The organism is Halomonas terrestris (genome assembly GCF_049166755.1).
Lineage (GTDB): Bacteria > Pseudomonadota > Gammaproteobacteria > Pseudomonadales > Halomonadaceae > Halomonas.
Genome location: NZ_JBMHFZ010000022.1, coordinates 34,207 through 50,459, shown reverse-complemented (window position 1 = coordinate 50,459; position 16,253 = coordinate 34,207). Strand labels below are relative to the sequence as shown.

General features: G+C 66.2%; 20 protein-coding genes. All 20 read left to right on the top strand.

From position 1 onward, the window contains the following. Nucleotides 1–301 precede the first annotated feature (301 nt). The 20 genes from ACOMD9_RS17690 to ACOMD9_RS17595 all read left to right on the top strand — a co-directional run bounded on the left by ACOMD9_RS17690 (nucleotide 302) and on the right by ACOMD9_RS17595 (nucleotide 16,055). Entirely contained in the window at nucleotides 302–577 is a 276-nt protein-coding gene (locus ACOMD9_RS17690; protein WP_421417304.1) for a hypothetical protein, read from the top strand. A gap of 105 nt (nucleotides 578–682) precedes the next feature. Beyond that, nucleotides 683–1,216: an STY4534 family ICE replication protein gene (locus tag ACOMD9_RS17685; protein ID WP_421417303.1), complete on the top strand. Its 534-nt coding sequence runs from the start codon at nucleotides 683–685 to the stop codon at nucleotides 1,214–1,216. 91 nt (nucleotides 1,217–1,307) lie between these two features. Beyond that, the gene (locus ACOMD9_RS17680) at nucleotides 1,308–1,544 is read left to right on the top strand and encodes a hypothetical protein (protein WP_421417302.1); all 237 of its coding nucleotides are present in this window, start codon (nucleotides 1,308–1,310) and stop codon (nucleotides 1,542–1,544) included. A gap of 187 nt (nucleotides 1,545–1,731) precedes the next feature. Then, nucleotides 1,732–2,376, top strand: a complete 645-nt coding sequence (gene pilL2, locus ACOMD9_RS17675; protein ID WP_421417301.1) for a PFGI-1 class ICE element type IV pilus protein PilL2 — start codon at nucleotides 1,732–1,734, stop codon at nucleotides 2,374–2,376. Continuing rightward, nucleotides 2,369–3,136: a type II toxin-antitoxin system HicA family toxin gene (locus ACOMD9_RS17670; RefSeq protein WP_421417300.1), complete on the top strand. Its 768-nt coding sequence runs from the start codon at nucleotides 2,369–2,371 to the stop codon at nucleotides 3,134–3,136. The genes pilL2 and ACOMD9_RS17670 overlap by 8 nt, the downstream gene beginning before the upstream one ends. 19 nt (nucleotides 3,137–3,155) lie before the next feature. Further along, a complete protein-coding gene (locus ACOMD9_RS17665) occupies nucleotides 3,156–3,899 on the top strand; it encodes a TIGR03759 family integrating conjugative element protein (protein WP_421417299.1) in 744 nt (247 codons plus the stop codon). A 14-nt stretch (nucleotides 3,900–3,913) separates the two neighbouring features. Next, nucleotides 3,914–4,483 carry a transglycosylase SLT domain-containing protein gene (locus ACOMD9_RS17660; protein ID WP_421417298.1) on the top strand — a complete coding sequence of 190 codons (570 nt, stop codon included), beginning with the start codon at nucleotides 3,914–3,916 and terminating at the stop codon, nucleotides 4,481–4,483. Between the two features lie 110 nt (nucleotides 4,484–4,593). Next, nucleotides 4,594–5,079 (top strand): integrating conjugative element protein, encoded by a 486-nt coding sequence (locus ACOMD9_RS17655; protein ID WP_421417297.1) that lies wholly within the window; start codon nucleotides 4,594–4,596, stop codon nucleotides 5,077–5,079. Between the two features lie 9 nt (nucleotides 5,080–5,088). After that, nucleotides 5,089–7,272: a type IV conjugative transfer system coupling protein TraD gene (gene traD / locus ACOMD9_RS17650; protein WP_421417296.1), complete on the top strand. Its 2,184-nt coding sequence runs from the start codon at nucleotides 5,089–5,091 to the stop codon at nucleotides 7,270–7,272. After that, a complete protein-coding gene (locus tag ACOMD9_RS17645; protein WP_421417295.1) occupies nucleotides 7,241–7,531 on the top strand; it encodes a hypothetical protein in 291 nt (96 codons plus the stop codon). Before traD ends, ACOMD9_RS17645 begins: the two co-directional genes overlap by 32 nt. A gap of 1 nt (nucleotide 7,532) precedes the next feature. Beyond that, complete coding sequence (locus ACOMD9_RS17640) at nucleotides 7,533–8,225, top strand: TIGR03747 family integrating conjugative element membrane protein (RefSeq protein WP_421417294.1); 693 nt, start codon at nucleotides 7,533–7,535, stop codon at nucleotides 8,223–8,225. A gap of 180 nt (nucleotides 8,226–8,405) precedes the next feature. Continuing rightward, nucleotides 8,406–8,759, top strand: coding sequence for an integrative conjugative element protein, RAQPRD family (locus tag ACOMD9_RS17635; protein ID WP_421417293.1), 354 nt, complete (start codon nucleotides 8,406–8,408; stop codon nucleotides 8,757–8,759). Further along, nucleotides 8,759–8,974, top strand: coding sequence for a TIGR03758 family integrating conjugative element protein (locus tag ACOMD9_RS17630; RefSeq protein ID WP_421417292.1), 216 nt, complete (start codon nucleotides 8,759–8,761; stop codon nucleotides 8,972–8,974). The genes ACOMD9_RS17635 and ACOMD9_RS17630 overlap by 1 nt, the downstream gene beginning before the upstream one ends. Before the next feature lie 44 nt (nucleotides 8,975–9,018). Further along, nucleotides 9,019–9,363 carry a TIGR03745 family integrating conjugative element membrane protein gene (locus ACOMD9_RS17625; protein ID WP_421417291.1) on the top strand — a complete coding sequence of 115 codons (345 nt, stop codon included), beginning with the start codon at nucleotides 9,019–9,021 and terminating at the stop codon, nucleotides 9,361–9,363. Continuing rightward, nucleotides 9,363–9,746 (top strand): TIGR03750 family conjugal transfer protein, encoded by a 384-nt coding sequence (locus ACOMD9_RS17620; RefSeq protein WP_421417290.1) that lies wholly within the window; start codon nucleotides 9,363–9,365, stop codon nucleotides 9,744–9,746. Before ACOMD9_RS17625 ends, ACOMD9_RS17620 begins: the two co-directional genes overlap by 1 nt. Continuing rightward, nucleotides 9,743–10,390 carry a PFL_4703 family integrating conjugative element protein gene (locus ACOMD9_RS17615; RefSeq protein ID WP_421417289.1) on the top strand — a complete coding sequence of 216 codons (648 nt, stop codon included), beginning with the start codon at nucleotides 9,743–9,745 and terminating at the stop codon, nucleotides 10,388–10,390. Before ACOMD9_RS17620 ends, ACOMD9_RS17615 begins: the two co-directional genes overlap by 4 nt. Continuing rightward, nucleotides 10,387–11,259, top strand: coding sequence for a TIGR03749 family integrating conjugative element protein (locus ACOMD9_RS17610; RefSeq protein ID WP_421417288.1), 873 nt, complete (start codon nucleotides 10,387–10,389; stop codon nucleotides 11,257–11,259). The genes ACOMD9_RS17615 and ACOMD9_RS17610 overlap by 4 nt, the downstream gene beginning before the upstream one ends. Further along, nucleotides 11,256–12,698, top strand: coding sequence for a TIGR03752 family integrating conjugative element protein (locus tag ACOMD9_RS17605; protein ID WP_421417287.1), 1,443 nt, complete (start codon nucleotides 11,256–11,258; stop codon nucleotides 12,696–12,698). Before ACOMD9_RS17610 ends, ACOMD9_RS17605 begins: the two co-directional genes overlap by 4 nt. Then, nucleotides 12,661–13,128 (top strand): TIGR03751 family conjugal transfer lipoprotein, encoded by a 468-nt coding sequence (locus ACOMD9_RS17600; RefSeq protein WP_421417286.1) that lies wholly within the window; start codon nucleotides 12,661–12,663, stop codon nucleotides 13,126–13,128. The genes ACOMD9_RS17605 and ACOMD9_RS17600 overlap by 38 nt, the downstream gene beginning before the upstream one ends. Continuing rightward, nucleotides 13,128–16,055, top strand: a complete 2,928-nt coding sequence (locus tag ACOMD9_RS17595; protein WP_421417285.1) for a conjugative transfer ATPase — start codon at nucleotides 13,128–13,130, stop codon at nucleotides 16,053–16,055. The genes ACOMD9_RS17600 and ACOMD9_RS17595 overlap by 1 nt, the downstream gene beginning before the upstream one ends. Nucleotides 16,056–16,253 lie beyond the last annotated feature (198 nt).

Genomic DNA, 16,253 nt, shown 5'->3' with positions numbered 1-16,253 from the left:
CCAAGACGTGGCGTGCCGCGTCTTGCGAGTGAGGATATCGAGGAGATGCTGCCGAGCTGACGGGCAGCCTCCCAGTGTGCAAGTGCTGCCGCTGGCAGCCCGGTGGTCTCGACCGGCTCCAACCGAGACACCCAGGCACCCAGGCGTTTCAAAGGTGCGCCGCCTGGCGGCACGCCATTTCCCAAGGCCTCGCGCATCCCGAGACGAGGCCGCCCGCCAGGGCTGGATGCCACTGCTACCACCCATTCGGGGAGATGCCTCCCCAGGGGGGCGGACCCCCTGGAATCTGGAGGAATGCCCCATGGCCACGATTGTTGACGACCACTTCATGGTCTGCCCCGACTGCCTGATGATCATCGCCAACGATGATGCCACCGGGCTGGATCACTTCCTGGATGAAGAGAGCGCAGCCGCCCGCGAGCGGGAGGTGCGTCACTCCATCGCCGCAGCGAAGCGCGACGGGAACACCCTCGTCGTCGGCGATAGCGAGCAAGACGAAGATCTCTCAACGGCGTCCTGCGACTGCTGCAACACTACCCTGGCCGGCTCCCGGCACCACTGCGTGCTGATGGGCTGAGCCAGCGTCTGAATCCACCCCTTGCCCACCCGGGAAGCCACTCGACTTCCCGCAGGGGGCGAGTGTCTCCCGGGTGCAAACTGCAACCCACCGAGGAGACACTCCATGACGAACTCCACTCACCAGAGTGCTACCACTGGCTTCTTCGACCTGCATATCACCGGCCTTGGCTACCTCAACCGCATCCGAGAGGTCAGGCCGAAGCGTGGAGACGCGTTCTGGGCATGCGATATCGCCGCCCTGAACGGCCCCGCGGACGATGTGGGCTATACCCGCTTCGACTGCCGGATCAGCGGCCATGAGGCCGAAGCGCTCGTCAAACGCTGCCGTCAGGCGGTGTATCAAGGTCGCAAGGTGCTGGTGGGCTTCAAGCTGGGCGACCTCTGGACGGACACCTTCGTCTACTCCAGAGGCGACAAGGCGGGCCAGACCGGCGTCAGTCTCAAGGCGCGTCTGCTGTTCATCAGCTGGATCAAGGTGAATGGCGAGATGGTTTACCAGGCGCCCCGCCGCGACGAGCAGGGTGCCGGTAACGACAGATCCGCTGCCTCAGCGGAGCAGCCTGAGGTCGGCAATGGCTACGCCGCTGCCCTCTCGGGAGAAGCGGCCGGCTCCTTCGATTCGCCGGCCATGCACTGATCCACAGGATTTCTATCAACCCACCCAGCCGGGGAGTCACCTCCCCGGCTGGGAGGTTCTTCTCGGCGATGACAGTCCGCTGGAGAAGACAATGCGAGTTGAAGTTAACCAACTGCTCTACGATCCGCGAGATCCGGTCTGTTTCTATATCCTGAGCGCAAGCGCCGGGAAGCTGTACGCCTTCGTGCAGTGCATCGATCGCGGCATGGATCTCAAGGCTCACTACCGCGCCCGCTACTGGGGCGAGTATAGCCACGACGACCCGGATGGCAGCATTCTGCACATCCTGACTCACGGGGGTAAATGGCCAGGCCTGCCCCTCGACTGATCACTGTTGGTGGTTAGAGCACCATCACGTCATGCCAAGGCACTGACGATTCCCAACCTGCGAAGAACGCCCCACCCCGGGGCGTTTTTCCTTTCCCCGCCTGATTACGCTTTCCAATCGACCCGCCCCCGCAAACCCGAGAACCTCCTGCCTCAACGCCATTGAATGGACTCCCTTGAGGCAACGCATGCTCAACCTTCCCACCCTCTCTACCGCTGCGCTGATCGCCACCACGCTGCTGGCGGGCTGTGCCCATCAGCCTCCACAGACTCCCGAGCCCTTGAATGCCGACCCTCTGGTGCTCTCGCTGCCCTACTTCGACGTAGACGGCGAGCGGCATCGGGCCGTGGTCACCGGACCCAACCCGCCGACGACCGAGGCCGTGACCCCGGACATCTACAGCGACGAGCTGCCCTCCGTCGAGGTCATTCGCACCGGGCGCTACCAGCTGGTGGCCACTCAGGCCTCGCTGGGGCAGCGCTACCTCCTGGAGCAGACCATCGACGTGCGCATTCCGGCATCCATGACCACCACCGTGGAGGATGCGCTGCATCACACCCTGCGTCATACCGGCTATTCGCTCTGCCCCGCGCCCGGCCCCGCCCAGCGCACCCTCTACCGCAAGCCGCTGCCGGCGGCCCACTACCGGCTGGGCCCGATGCCGCTGCGCGAAGCCCTTCAGGTGCTGGGCGGCGACGCCTGGGAGCTGGAGGTCGACCCTGTCGCCAGAGAGGTCTGCTACCAGGTGCGGGATATCCGCTATGCGCCGGGGCACGGCGACGACAGCCGTGACGAGCGCAACGAAGCAGTGGCGGAGGTGAGCGATGCGTGAGCCTACCGAGCTGTCGCCCAACCACAAGCCGACGGAGCCGCAGCGTCGCCGCAAGTTCGGGGCAGGGAAGGGCAGCAGGAAGGCCCTCTACGGCCTGCTGACGGTCAGCCTGGCCGGTGCCGTGGTGTCGGGGGCTCTGCTGTTGAGGCCGGCGCCTGAGGAGGTGCCGGTGGAATCTCTGGTGCAGTCCCAGGTGCAGCAGGCGGTGGTGCCGCTGGAGGAGGCGCTCGCCCGAGTGGAATCGCAGCAGACGGTGCTGGAGCAGCACCTGGCGGAGCTGGACCAGCGTCTCGAGCGAGCCGAGCAGCGCGGGCAGGAGAATGCCGCCGATATCACTGCCGCACAGGCGCAGCTGGAGCAGCTGGATCCGCTCGAGCCGCGCCTGTCCGAGCTTGCCGAGACGCTGAGCCGCCTGGATAGCGAGCTCAACCTGCGCATCACCGCCCAGAACGAGCAGATCCAGACGCTGAGCGAGCGCCTCGAGCAGGGCCAGCGTCAGCAGGCCGCGCCACGCCCTGCACCTGCAAGCCAGGCGTCGCGGTCAGCGGCCCCGCCGTCTCCTCCGTTCCAGGTCACCGGCGTCGAGTCCCGCGGTGGCCACCCCTATGTGGGCGTGTCACCCAATGGACTGTCGAGCCTGCGCGACATCCGGCTGCTGGGCGTGGGCGATCGCCAGGATGGCTGGGAGCTGTCGGCGATTCGCGGCTCCCATGCGGTCTTCCGCCACAACGGCCACTCGGTCGACGTACAGATTCCCTGATGCCTCCGGAGATCCTGCGATGACATTCATGCAACGCGCTGCCCTGCCTTTGGCGACCGTGGCTATGACGCTGCTGGGGAGCCAGGCCTATGCCCAGTCCATCCCGGATAGCCGCCCCGATGCCTCCGGCGTGATTCAGGAGGCGCAGCGGATGCTCGAGAGCGAGCGCACTCGCACGCGCACGGAGCAGGCCGAGATCTGGGGTCTGACTGAGCGCGACTGGGAGCGCTACGAGGCGTTGATGGAAGGTCCCCGGGGGATCTGGTCGCCCAACTTGGATCCCATCACCGCACTCGGCGTCGAGGCACGCAGCGCCGAGGAGCGCCGCCGCTATGCAGAGCTGCTGGTGGAGGTGGAGCGCGCTCGCACCGAGCGTGAGCTGGCCTTCCAGCGCGCCTACGACGAGGCCTGGCAGCGCCTCTACCCCGATGAGATGCCCGTGGATGAGTTCACCCTGCGGCCGCGCTCGGCATTTCACTTTACCGATGAGGGCGCACTACAGGCCCGCCTGACGGTGTACGTGGCGGCCGAAGAGTGCGAGCGCTGTGACAGTACCGTCAGCGAGTTGATGGCCCAGGGCGCACAGATGGATATCTTCGTGCTCGACAGTGACGGCGACGACGCGGTGATACGCGACTGGGCGCGTCGAGTGGGCGTACCGGCTGACCGCGTGCGGGCACGAGACATCACCCTCAACCACGGCCAGCCGGACCCCGAGCGTGGCATTGCCGCGAGGTCACTGCCCCAGGTCTATCCCAGGTGAGGGAGGGGGTAGGCATGAGGCTGAAGCATTGGATGGGGAGTATGGCGGTTGGCCTGGCAGTGCTGTCATCGCCGGCTACGGCGTCACCGGTGCCGCCGGCCTACTTCGATGCCGCCAGCCTGCATCAGGTCCCGCCCGAAGTGCTCTACGCGGTGGCCACCGCGGAATCGGTGGTCAGCCTGAAAGCGGGGCGCCGGCCCTGGCCATGGACCCTGAACGTGGCGGGGGTGGGCTCTCATTTCGCGACCCGCCAGGCGGCCTGCGAGGCGCTAACGTTGGCCCTGCAGGAGACCCGCGTCGTGGACGTGGGAATCACCCAGCTTAATGTGCGCTGGCAGCCTCAGCTGTTTGGTGCCGGCAAGCGCTTTACTCAACCCTGCGATGCCCTGAACCCCTACGCCAATCTGGAGGAGGCGGCCCGCCTGCTGCGCGGCCACTATGAGGCCACCGGGGACTGGGTGCAGGCGGCCGGTCGCTATCACCGTCCCGCTGGCGGGGAGCCGGCGGCCCGCTATCGCCGCATCGTCGCCGCTGAGCTCGAACGGCTGAGTACGTCTCGCCAGCGGCAGCTGGCAGCCAACTGAGGGAGATTCGACTGATGCTGCAGCGTGAATGCTATCGCCGAGTACTGTACGCCGTGACGGGGCTTGAATTGGTTCTCGGGCTCGCCGCAGCCGGCGCCCAGGCGGAAACGATGCCCCAGATGTCTCTGGTCGAGCGGCCCTCCCTGGAGGTACTTGCCGACCACGGCGGGGAGCCGGCACGCCCCTATTTCGTGGCCATCGGCATGGCCGGCATACCGGAGGAGGAGGGCTATGCGCCGGATCCTCGAGCGCCGGCGCCGTTCGGCGAGGCGGATATGCTGCCGGTGACCAGTGAGCGGCTGTCGCCCGGCGAGGTGCGCTTTCGCCCGCTCGAGCTGCCCAGCCGCATGACGCCCTTCTTCCTGGTCGGTGACGACCCGTTGTCGCTGCGCTGGTTGGAGACCCGAGGAGCGATCTTGCGCGAGCTCAATGCCGTGGGGCTGGTCGTCGAGGTGGCCACGGCCGAGGGGTTGCAGTGCCTGCGCAAGGCGGCGCCGGGGCTCGAGCTACGACCGACACCGGGGGATGACCTGGCCGGCCGGCTGGGCCTTGCCCACTACCCGGTGCTGGTGACCGCCCAAGGGCTGGAGCAATAGGAGCGTGCGATGAACCAGACACACCCCCTGGAGGCGCTGCTGCGCCCGGCGGTAGAGCTTAACACCGCCCTGGTCTGCCTGGCCTGTGCGGTGCTCTGCATCATGGCGCCCTGGTCGCTGGCCCTGTCGCCGAGCGTAGGTTACGGCATGGCGGCGGGCTTTTCTGCCTTCGGGCTGTGGCGTGCCCGGCAGGCCTGGGTGGTACTGCGCTACCGTCGCAATATGAAGCGCCTGCCGCGCTTCGCCCTGCGCAGCCGGCAGATTCCGGTCAGCCAGCGGCTGCTATGGATGGGCAAGGGCTTCAAGTGGGAGGCGCGCCACACCCAGCGGCTCCATGAGAGCCAGCAGCCCCACGTACAGCGCTATCTGCACCCGGGGCTGGCCTACCGCTGGGCCCGTGGGCTGGAGAACCGGCTGGAGCGCTATGCTGCCGGCCGGCCGCTGGTCAAGCTGCTCGCCGCGGATGTGCCCTGGAACCCGGTGCGCCCGCTGCCGCCAGTAGGTGGCATGGCGGCACTGCACGCCGTGGAGTGGAGGGAGCGCGATGTCTACCTGCCCCTAGGCGAGCGGGTCGGCCACACCCTGGTGGAGGGCACCACCCGGGTCGGCAAGACCCGGCTCGCCGAGATACTGATCACTCAGGACATTCATCGCGGTGACGTGGTGATCGCCTTCGACCCCAAGGGCGACGCCGACCTGATGATCCGCATGTATGCCGAGGCTCAGCGGGCGGGCCGCGGCGACGAGTTCTACGTCTTCCATCTGGGCTGGCCGGATATCTCCGCTCGCTACAACGCCGTGGGCCGCTTCGGGCGCATCTCCGAGGTAGCGACCCGGCTCGCCGGCCAGCTCTCCGGGGAGGGCAACAGCGCCGCCTTCCGCGAGTTCGCCTGGCGCTTCGTCAACATCGTGGCCCGGGCCCGCCACGCCCTGGGGCAACGCCCCACCTACGAGCAGATCCTCTCGGACGTGGTGAACATCGACGGGCTGATGATCGAGTACGCCCAGCAGACCCTGACCCGCCACGACCAGCACGCCTGGGAGCGGATCACCTCCATCGAGGGCAAGCTCAACGACAAGAACATCCCCCGCCAGTTTCAGGGGCGCGACAAGCGGGTGGTGGCCATCGAGCAATATCTGCAGCAGATCAAGGTGGTGGACGCCGTGCTCGAGGGGCTGCGCAGCGCCGTGCGCTATGACAAGACCTACTTCGACAAGATCGTGGCTTCCCTGCTGCCGCTGCTGGAGAAGCTGACCACTGGGCGTATCGCCGAGCTGCTCTCGCCCGACTACGAGGATATCGAAGACCCCCGGCCGATCATCGACTGGCAGCAGATCATCCGCAAGCGCGGCATCGTCTACGTGGGCCTGGATGCCATGAGCGACTTCGAGGTCGCCCAGGCGGTGGGCAACTCCATGTTCGCCGACCTGGTCTCGGTGGCGGGGCATATCTACAAGCACGGCATCGATGACGGCCTGCCGGTGGTGAACGGTAAGCGCATGGGTAAGGTGCCGATCAACCTGCACTGCGACGAATTCAACGAGCTGATGGGCGACGAGTTCATTCCGCTCATCAACAAGGGCGGCGGGGCCGGCATCCAGGTCACCGCCTACACCCAGACCCTCTCCGACATCGAGGCGCGCATCGGCAATGCCGCCAAGGCCGGCCAGGTGGTGGGCAACTTCAACAATCTGGTGATGCTGCGGGTGCGGGAGGAGAAGACCGCCGAGCTGCTGACCCGCCAGCTGCGCCAGGTCAATGTGGCTACCCGCATGCTGGTCAGCATGGCCTCCGACTCCAGCGACATCGCCAACGATATCGACTTCACCAGCAGTGGCGGCGACCGCATCAGCACCGTGCAGGTGCCGATGATCGAGCCGGCGGACGTGGTCTCGCTGCCCAAGGGGCAGGCCTTCGCCCTGCTCGAGGGTGGCCAGCTCTGGAAGGTGCGCATGCCGTTACCGCTACCCGACAAGCACGAGGATATCCCCGGCAGCATCGCCGAACTCGCCGAGCGCATGAAGCGCGACTACACCACCGGCGAGCAGTGGTGGACCGCGGTGATGCCACCGCCGGTGAACCTGGAGCTGAGTGACCTGGGGACAGAACTCTCCGTAGTGGGTAACGAACAACCCACGTCTCAAGCAATGGAGAACCGAAATGAACATCGAGACAGTGCCCATGACGGCTGACGCTGCAGCAACCGCCATCGTCTCCAGCGTCGCCCTGGAGAGCGGCTCCCTGAGTGAGCTGCCTCAAGCTCTGTTCGGGCTGCTCGATTACGTGGTCATCGGTATCGATCGCGTCGAGCTGACCCAGCGCGCCTATCGCAAGGGGCTCTCGCCGGTGTGGGAACAGGGCGAGCACCCCCATGAGGGGCGGCTGATTCTGCACTATCACGACCGCCGTTGGTCGCTACTCTGCTCGCTAACACCGGTGAGGGTGCACTGAGATGGCCACCGCAGAGCGTGCCCAGGAGACGAGGCGCGGCTGGCTGGCCACGCTGTTCGGCCTGCCATTTCAGATCCTGGCGGTGCTGGTGGTCTCGCTGCTGATGTCGGTACTGGTCGAGTGGGCGGGGATCTACTGGCAGTGGTGGAGCCAGCCTGGGGCCCAGCACGCCCTGGAGACCCTGGAAGCGGAGGTGGCCCGGCTGGATACCCAATTCACACGCTCGCTGCTGGTTTCGGACCCAGTGGCACTGGCCACGGGTGCCGTTACCGGCGCCTACGATTGGCTGTTCATCAGAAGCGGCATCTCGGGATGGCTGGAGAGTAACGCCACTCAGGGTGGATGGCTGGGTACCTTGCATACCTACCTGCAGGCGGCCCTCTACGTCACGCTGATGACCTTGACCCGGGTGGTCATCCTGCTGCTGACCTCGCCGCTCTTCGCCCTGGCGGCCCTGGTCGGCTTCGTCGACGGTCTGGTGCGCCGCGACTTGCGTCGATTCGGCGCGGGACGCGAGTCCGCGTTTATCTACCACCATGCCAAGCGGGCCATCACACCGATCTTCGTGGTCGGCTGGCTGCTCTACCTCAGCGTGCCCTTTGCCGTCCACCCCAACGCCTTCCTGCTGCCCTGCGCGGCGCTGTTTGGCCTGCTGATCAGCATCGCCACGGGCTCCTTCAAGAAGTACCTCTGAGGCCTTCCCACATCTACGCAGCCATTGGCCGGAGCCTGTGTGAGCTCCGACGTTTCCATGAGTACCGAGTTGAGCTGGCACAGATAAACGTCGTGTGCGGCGCTTATGGTTTCCTGCTGCGCTGCACCCTGGCGGGCGACAGGATGACGGCAATCCCAGCCAACGGATGGACTGTCTGCCATGACGCTTCGCCGCTTGCCACGTGCCTTGTCGCCCCTGCTATTGACGCTGCTGACCGTTCCGTTCGGTGCCACGCATGCAGGCGAGCGCGACGGCATGCGTGATGAGATTGCCCGACAGGATCTGGCCCTGATCCAGGACCAACTGGCCCAGATCCAGCGCATCGTGGACCGGCTCGAGAACCGCGTCGGTGAATTCGACCCCCACACCTCCCGCGTCTTTCTGGACGTGCCGCGCCTGCGTCACGACATCAAGGCGGTGGCCGAGGGCATCGATGAAGTGCTGTCACCTCCGCGTCTTCCCCCTCATCGGCCGGCGCCGCTTGCCGGGGACTACCTCCGGGAGCTGCGCTGATGGAGGCCTTCGCCGCCGGTGCCGGCTTCGATGCGCCACCCTTGGACACGTTAATTGCCGGGGTGGGCTGCACCGTGGTGCTGCTATGGGCGTGCTGGAGCGCCATCTCCTCCTACCGGGGCTACGCCAAGGGACGCGTCAGCGGTGACGACTTCGGCTTTGCCGCCCTGCGAGCCGTCTTCCTGGTCGTGGTGATGTTCTGGGTTTTCCTCTGAGGTCGCCGGCCTCGCACTCTCCGTCATTCAACAAGGAGCTCGTTATGACTACCGTGCGTTCGTTCTTCTCCCGTACCCGAGGTCTCGCCGCAGGGCTAGTTCCGGCTCAGGCCATGGCGCAGGGGCTTCCCACCATGGAGGCGCCGTCACGGGGGGAGGGCGATGGCCTTCTCACAACGCTCCAGAATTATCTCTATGACTTTGGCGCCCTGGGCGGCCTGATCCTGGCCACGGTGGCGTTCCTGATCGTCGCGATCGCCGCCATTGCCACCTTCAACGAGGCCCGGGTGCGCGGTGAATGGTCGAAGTTCGGGGTCGTGGTGGTCGTCGGGGTGGTGCTGATCATCGCCATCATCTGGCTGGCGACCAAGGCCGCGGAGATCCTCTGATGGCGAACCGCCTCGACTTTCTGCCGACCCGCCTGAACGCCGCACCGGTGGTGTTCCGGGGCATGACCGGGCACGAGGTTGGGATGATGGCTCTGGGCGGAGTGGCCGCGGGCCTGCTGCCGGGCGCGATCGGCGCCTGGCTGCTGGGAGCCATCGCCATGGTGCCGACCGTGGCGTTTGCCTGTGCCGGCATGGCGCTCTACTTCGGTGGCGCCGTGATGCGGCGGATGCGTCGTGGCCGCCCCGCCTCCTGGCTCTACCGCAGCCTACAGTTTCGTCTCGCTCGGCAGGGCATCCGTCTCAGGGGAGCCGACGCCCTGATCACCCGTTCCGGCCCCTACTCCCGGCGGCGGATGCGCTACCAACCGGGAGGACGACCATGAGTCGCTTTCGTCACGCGCTGAGCGCACGGGATGCCCATATCACCACCCTGCGCTTCATCATCCTGGTGCTGGCCCTGCTGTGTGCCGGCCTGTGGTGGGGCTGGAAGTCGGCCCCGGAGAATTTGACCATTCACAACCCGCCCGACCTGCGCTCCGGCAGTACCCGCGCCTGGTGGGAGGTCGACCCGTCGAGCGTCTACGCCTTCGGATTCTATGTCTGGCAGCAGATCAACCGCTGGCCCGCCGATGGCCAGACCGACTACCGGCGCAACCTGCAGGCCTATTCGGCGTTCCTCACCCCCTCTTGTCAGCGCTACCTGGCCAAGGACTACGAGGACCGCGATCGTCGCCAGGAGCTTTCCGGCCGGGTACGCGGCATCTACGAAATTCCCGGGCGAGGCTATCGTCCCGAAGCCGTAGAGATCCTCAGTCGCGACGCCTGGGTAGTGACCCTGGACATGGCCATCGACGAGCAGTACGCGGGCACGCCGGTGCGCGACCTGTTCATTCGCTACCCGTTACGGGTGGTGCGTGCCGACGTCGACCCCCAGCGCAACCCCTGGGGGCTGCAGGTGGACTGCTTCGATGGCATTCCCCAGCGGCTATCTGTACCAGACGCACAGGAGCAAGGAGGCGAGTCATGAAGCTCGTGTTGCTGGCCTGGTTGGCCACCGCTCTATTCGCCGGTGAGGCGCTGGCGGTGGAGGTCATGCACTGGGAGCGCCGGCCCCTGGATATTCCCTTGCCGGTAGACGAGGAGCGCATCGTCACCCTGGAGCGCAACGTGCGGGTGGGGCTGCCTCAGGCGTTGGCCAACCCCGAGGTGCTGCGCGTCCAGAGCACAGGAGGCGTGCTCTATCTCAAGGCCTTCGATCCCTTCGACACCCAGCGGGTGCGGGTGCAGGACGTGGAGACCGGCGACGTGCTGCTGCTGGACCTGTCGGCCGAGGAGGGAGCGAGTAGCGAGGAGATCCTGGTGGTGGACAGTCGAGAGGCATCCCCGGCCAGCTCTGCCTCGGGCAGCAGCGGAGCGCAGGTGACGAAGGCCTCTTCATCGTCGAAAGACGCTTCAGGCAGCGAGGCCCAGCACCCGACCTCCATGCCGGTGCCTGTGCTGCTGACCCGGCATGCGGCCCAGTCGCTCTACGCGCCGCAACGGACCATCGAGCCCCTGCGCGGCGTCTCACGCGTTCCCATGCGACTGCCGGAGTCCCTTAGCACCTTGCTGCCGTCGCTGCCGGTGACGGCCACGCCCTTGGGCGCCTGGCGGCTCGAGGGCTGGATGGTCACCGCGGTGAAGCTGGAGAACAACGACCGGCAGCGCGCCTTCGAGATGGATCCGCGCTGGCTGCAGGGGGAGTTCTACTCCGCCACCTTCATGCATCCCTACCTGGCGCCGCGAGGCTCCATGGAGGACACCACCACGGTATTCCTGGTTACCCGCCGCGGCGGTCTGGACAGGGCGCTGATTCCCCTGGAAGAGGCGGATGACGCCGAGGAGGGCGCCTCATGACGCTGCGCAGCAACACCCTGCTGAAGATTCTGGTGCCTGGGCTGTTGGTGATCGTGCTGCTGATTCTGGTGCGCAGCTTGAGCGGTGGCGAAGCCGACCCTGAGGCAGAAAACGCCGAGAATGACCCGACGCTAAGCCTGACCGATGACGAGCTGCAGGCGCTGGGCATCGAGGGGGATACCCCACGGGACACCGTGGCCACCCTGGTGGGCCACGTCCAGGCAATGCGTCGCGATCTGGAGCAGTCCCAGGCCGAAACCCAGGCACTGCGTGACCAGAACGAGCAGCTGATGAGCCGCCACCAGGATGTGGAGGGCGCCATCGACGAGGCATTGAACCGTGAGCGTGAACGGCTGCATCAGGAGGCGCAGCGCACGCAGCAGAACAATCCACTGTTGAACACGCTTCAGCGTCAGCTGGACCAGCTGCGTCGGCAGGTGGATGACCAGGGAGACCAGGATCTGCCTATCGGGTTGGGGCTGGAAGGGGGCGGTGGGCCATCCGGTACCGCCTACACCGGGCCAGGCTCGGAGCATGCGCTGACTTGGGTCGAGCCCCTGGACGCCCAGGAGGAGGAGCGTGGGCGCGGAGACACCACCTTCCCGACCCGCTTCGGTGAGGCGGCGAATGAGCTGGGCGAGGCGGCCCGGAGCACTTCAAGTTCGGTAGAGAGCCGGGTGACCGGTCGCCCCGATGAACCCACCCTGGAGCCCGTCTACACCCTGCCGGAAAACTCCACCCTGATGGGTTCGGTGGCCATGACGGCGCTGCTGGGCCGGGTGCCGATCGATGGCACGGTCAACGACCCCTATCCATTCAAGGTAGTGATTGGCCGCGACAACCTTACCGCCAACGGTGTCACCCTGCCGGAGGTGGAGAGTGCCATTGTCAGCGGCACCGCCACCGGTGATTGGACGCTCTCCTGCGTGCGTGGCCAGGTCAACTCGATGACCTTCGTCTTCGAGGACGGCACCGTGCGCACCCTGCCGGCTCCCGATGACGTCAACTCGGGCGACGGCTCGAACCGCACCATCCTCGGCTGGCTCACCGACCCGCGCGGGCTGCCCTGCATTCCCGGGGATCGCAAGACCAATGCCCAGCAGTTCCTGCTGACCAGCTTCATCCTGGGCGCTGCCGAGGCCGGCGCCGATGCCATGGCCATGAACGAGGTGACCACCAGCGTGGACAGTAGTGGAGTGGTCAGCGGCCTTACCGGCGACTCCGGGCGTTATGCCGCCAGTCAGGCCTTGGCCGGGGGCGTCTCGGACGTGCGTGAGTGGGTGCAGGAGCGCTTCGGCCAGACCTTCGATGCCGTCTATGTGCCGCCGGGGCAGCCGGTGGCCATTCATATCGAGCGTGAGCTGCCCATCGACTATGAAACCCAAGGAAGGAGGGTGCGATATGACCGTTCCGGTGCGGGCAACCTCGATTTGCCGTAGCGCCGCCATGCCGCTGGCGGCCTTGATGACCACCCTGGCGGTGGCGGGCTGTGCGACCTCCCAGAAAGAGCTGATGCCGGTGGGCGATACCACCATGAGGGACATCTGGCAGCACCAGGCCGGCCACAGTACCGGCGAACGCCGCCTGTTGGACGTGCGCAGCGAGCTGCGACGCCCGCTGGAGAGCGAAGACATGGTCACGGAGCAGCTGCGCTACAGCCGCGATGTGGGCAACGAGATCTACAGCCAGTTCCGCCGCCTGCCCAACCCGGACCTGGTGATGTATGTCTTTCCTCATCTGGCCGGGATGGAGCAGGTGCCGGTTCCCGGCTACTCGACGGTGTTTCCCCTCTATCAGCGCATCCAATACGCCATGCCCGGGGAGAGCGCACGCCCCACCGCAGAGTGGGTCGACGGGAGGGCTCTCTGATGTCCCAGTTCGATGACCTGATGAACCGACTGTTTGGCAGCACCAAGGCGGGTGTGATCGATCAAGGGCGGTCGCTTGACGAGGAGCTGTCGACCCAGCCTTTAGCCCGTGAGCATGAGGCCAGGCCGACCGAATCCGACGCGCTGGCCGCGCTCAGCAACGACGTGCAGGGTCGGCCGCTGAGCCTGCCACGAGGCAAGGCACCCTCCGTGGCCGAGCTGCGTTCGCACTTCCGCCGGGCGCCGTCTTTCAGCAACTACCTGCCCTGGGTGGAATACTTGCCGGAGTCGGGCTGCTTCCTCCTCGAGGATGGGGTCTCGGTGGGCGTGGTGGCCGAGATCTTCCCCATCGCCACCGAGGGACGCGCCCCGGAGTCCCTGGAGGCGATTCGTGACCAGATCGAGGCGGCTTTCCAGGACAGCCTGCCCGAGTATGAGCAGCACCCTTGGGTGGTGCAGCTCTACGTCAAGGATGAGCTCGACGCCCGCCCCGACCTGGAACGCATGCGCGACTACGTGCGGCCGCGGGCCCGGAAGACCGAGTTCACCCAGGACTGGCTGGCGAGCATGACCGACCACCTCAAGGCCATCGCCAAGCCGGGCGGGCTGTTCCACGACGACGGCGTGACCCAGACACGCTGGCGGGGCCAGACTCGTCGCACGCGTCTGGTGCTCTACCGCTGGCTCGGCAAGAAGCGCCAGGCGGGGGAACGCCAGCGGGGACTCTCTCCCGAGCAGACGGCCAACCAGGTCTATGAGCGACTGGCCGCGGCGCTGCGCGGTGCGGGCCTGCGCCTGGAGCGCTACGACGGACGCGCCTTTCACCGCTGGATGCTGCCGCGCTTCAATCCGCGGCCACGGCTGGCCCCCGATGACCCGGCGCGTTTCTATGCCCTGTGCGACTACCCCGAGGAGGCCGCTGACGTGGCCTGGAACTATGACCTGGCCGAGGGAATACTCTTCAACTCGCCCCGCGGCGATGTCGAGACGGGGCTCTGGTGGTTCGATGGGCTGCCCCAGTGCTGCGTGGTGGTGGAGGAGATGCGCCGAGCCCCGGTGGTGGGCCACCTCACCGGCGAGGTGCGACGCTCCGATGGGCAGGCGAGCAATGCGCTGATGGACAAGTTACCCGAGGGCACCGAGGCGGTGCTGACCATCGTCGCTACGCCTCAAGAGCCCCTGGAGGATCATATCAACCGACTGAACCACAAGGCGCTGGGTGACAGCGTGCTGGCACGCCAGGTCCGCGAAGACTGCGAGACCGCTCGGCGCTATCTGGGCCAGAACCACAAGCTCTACCAGAGCACCCTCGCCTTCTACCTGATGGCCGAGGACGAACAGGATCTTCAGCAGCGCAGCATGGAGCTGGCCACCCAGCTGCTGCAGGTCAACCTCTCGCCGGTGGACCCTGAGGATGAGGTCGCCGGCTTGAATACCTACCTGCGCTGGCTGCCGATGAACTTCGATCCGGAGCAGGATCGTAAGAACCGCTGGTACACCCAGTTCAACTACGTCCACCACCTGGCCAATCTGGCGCCGGTGTTCGGGCGTGGCCGTGGCACCGGCCACCCCGGGATGACCTTCTTCAACCGCGGCGGCGAGACCTTCAGCTTCGACCCGCTGAACCTCGAGGACCGCTCGGCCAACGCCCACATGCTGGTGTTCGGCCCTACCGGAGCCGGCAAGTCGGCCACCCTGAACGGTGTGCTGAGTCAGGTCATGGCCATGCACCGCCCGCGCCTGTTCATCATCGAGGTGGGCAACAGCTTCGGGCTGCTGGGCCATTACTTCGAGCGCAAAGGGATGAGCGTCAACCAGGTCAAGCTGTCGCCGGGCTGTGGGGCGAGACTGCCGCCGTTCGCGGCGGCCACACGGCTTCTGGAAAACGAGGTGGAGGAGCGGCGCCTGGCCCGAGATGTCGAGGACGCCAACCCCTTCGAGGAAGCCCCCTTGGAGGAGGAAGAGGAGCAGCCCGACGAGGAGCGCGACCTGCTGGGCGAGATGGAGATCACCGCCCGGCTGATGATCACCGGTGGGGACCCCAAGGAGGAGCGGGAATTCCGTCGCGCCGACCGGCGTATGGTCCGTGATGCCATCTACCGGGCGGCGGAGCGCTGCCGGGATGAAGGCCGCGACTGCATGACCCAGGACGTGCGCGAAGCGCTCTATGCGATCTCACGGGACCCTGACATCCCCGAGGAGCGGCAGCGCCGCGCCTACGACATGGGTGAGGCCATGGGACTGTTCTGCGACGGCTTCGACGGTGAGGTCTTCAATCGGCCCGGCAGCGACTGGCCAGAGTGCGACGTGACCATCATCGACCTGGCCCACTTCGCTAGAGAAGGCTACGAGGCCCAACTCGCCCTGGCGGTGATCAGCGTGACCAACATGATCACTAACCTGGCCGAGCGGGACCAGTACAGCGGCCGGCCCATCGTCCAGGTCATCGACGAGTGCCACCTGCTCACCGTCAACCCGCTGCTCAGCCCCTACCTGGTCAAGGTGGGCAAGATGGGGCGCAAGCTCTCCCACTGGATCTGGATGGCCACCCAGAACCTCGAGGACTTCCCGGACGCGGCCCGCAAGCTGCTCAACATGATCGAGTTCTGGCTGTGCCTCTACATGCCCCCCGACGAGATCGAGCAGGTCAGCCGCTTCAAGGAGCTCACCGCCACCCAGCGCAAGCTGATGGCCTCCGCCACCAAGGTCTCCAAGAAATACACCGAAGGGGTGGTGCTGTCAGGGCGTCTGGAGGCGCTGTTCCGGGTGGTACCGCCGAGCCTCTACCTGGCGCTGGCCGGCACGGAAGGTGAGGAGAAGGCCGAGCGCATGCGGGTGATGCGCGAGCGGGGCTGCTCAGAGCTCGAGGCAGTGCTGCATATTACCCAGCGGCTCGACGAGACCCGGGGTATCGGACACGCGACGTAGGCACGGGGTTTAGAAATATTACTGTAATTGGCCTAATCTTCCATTTCAGGCGCTCAAGTTAAACCACTGTGGTTTAAGATGAGCACCATAGTTGGCTGATTGGGCAATCTATGGCGACGAAAGTAAACCAGCTGTGGCAGCAGATCCCCCATGGTGCCGTGGTCACCGCCAGTTCGATGCTCCAGGCCACAGTGCACC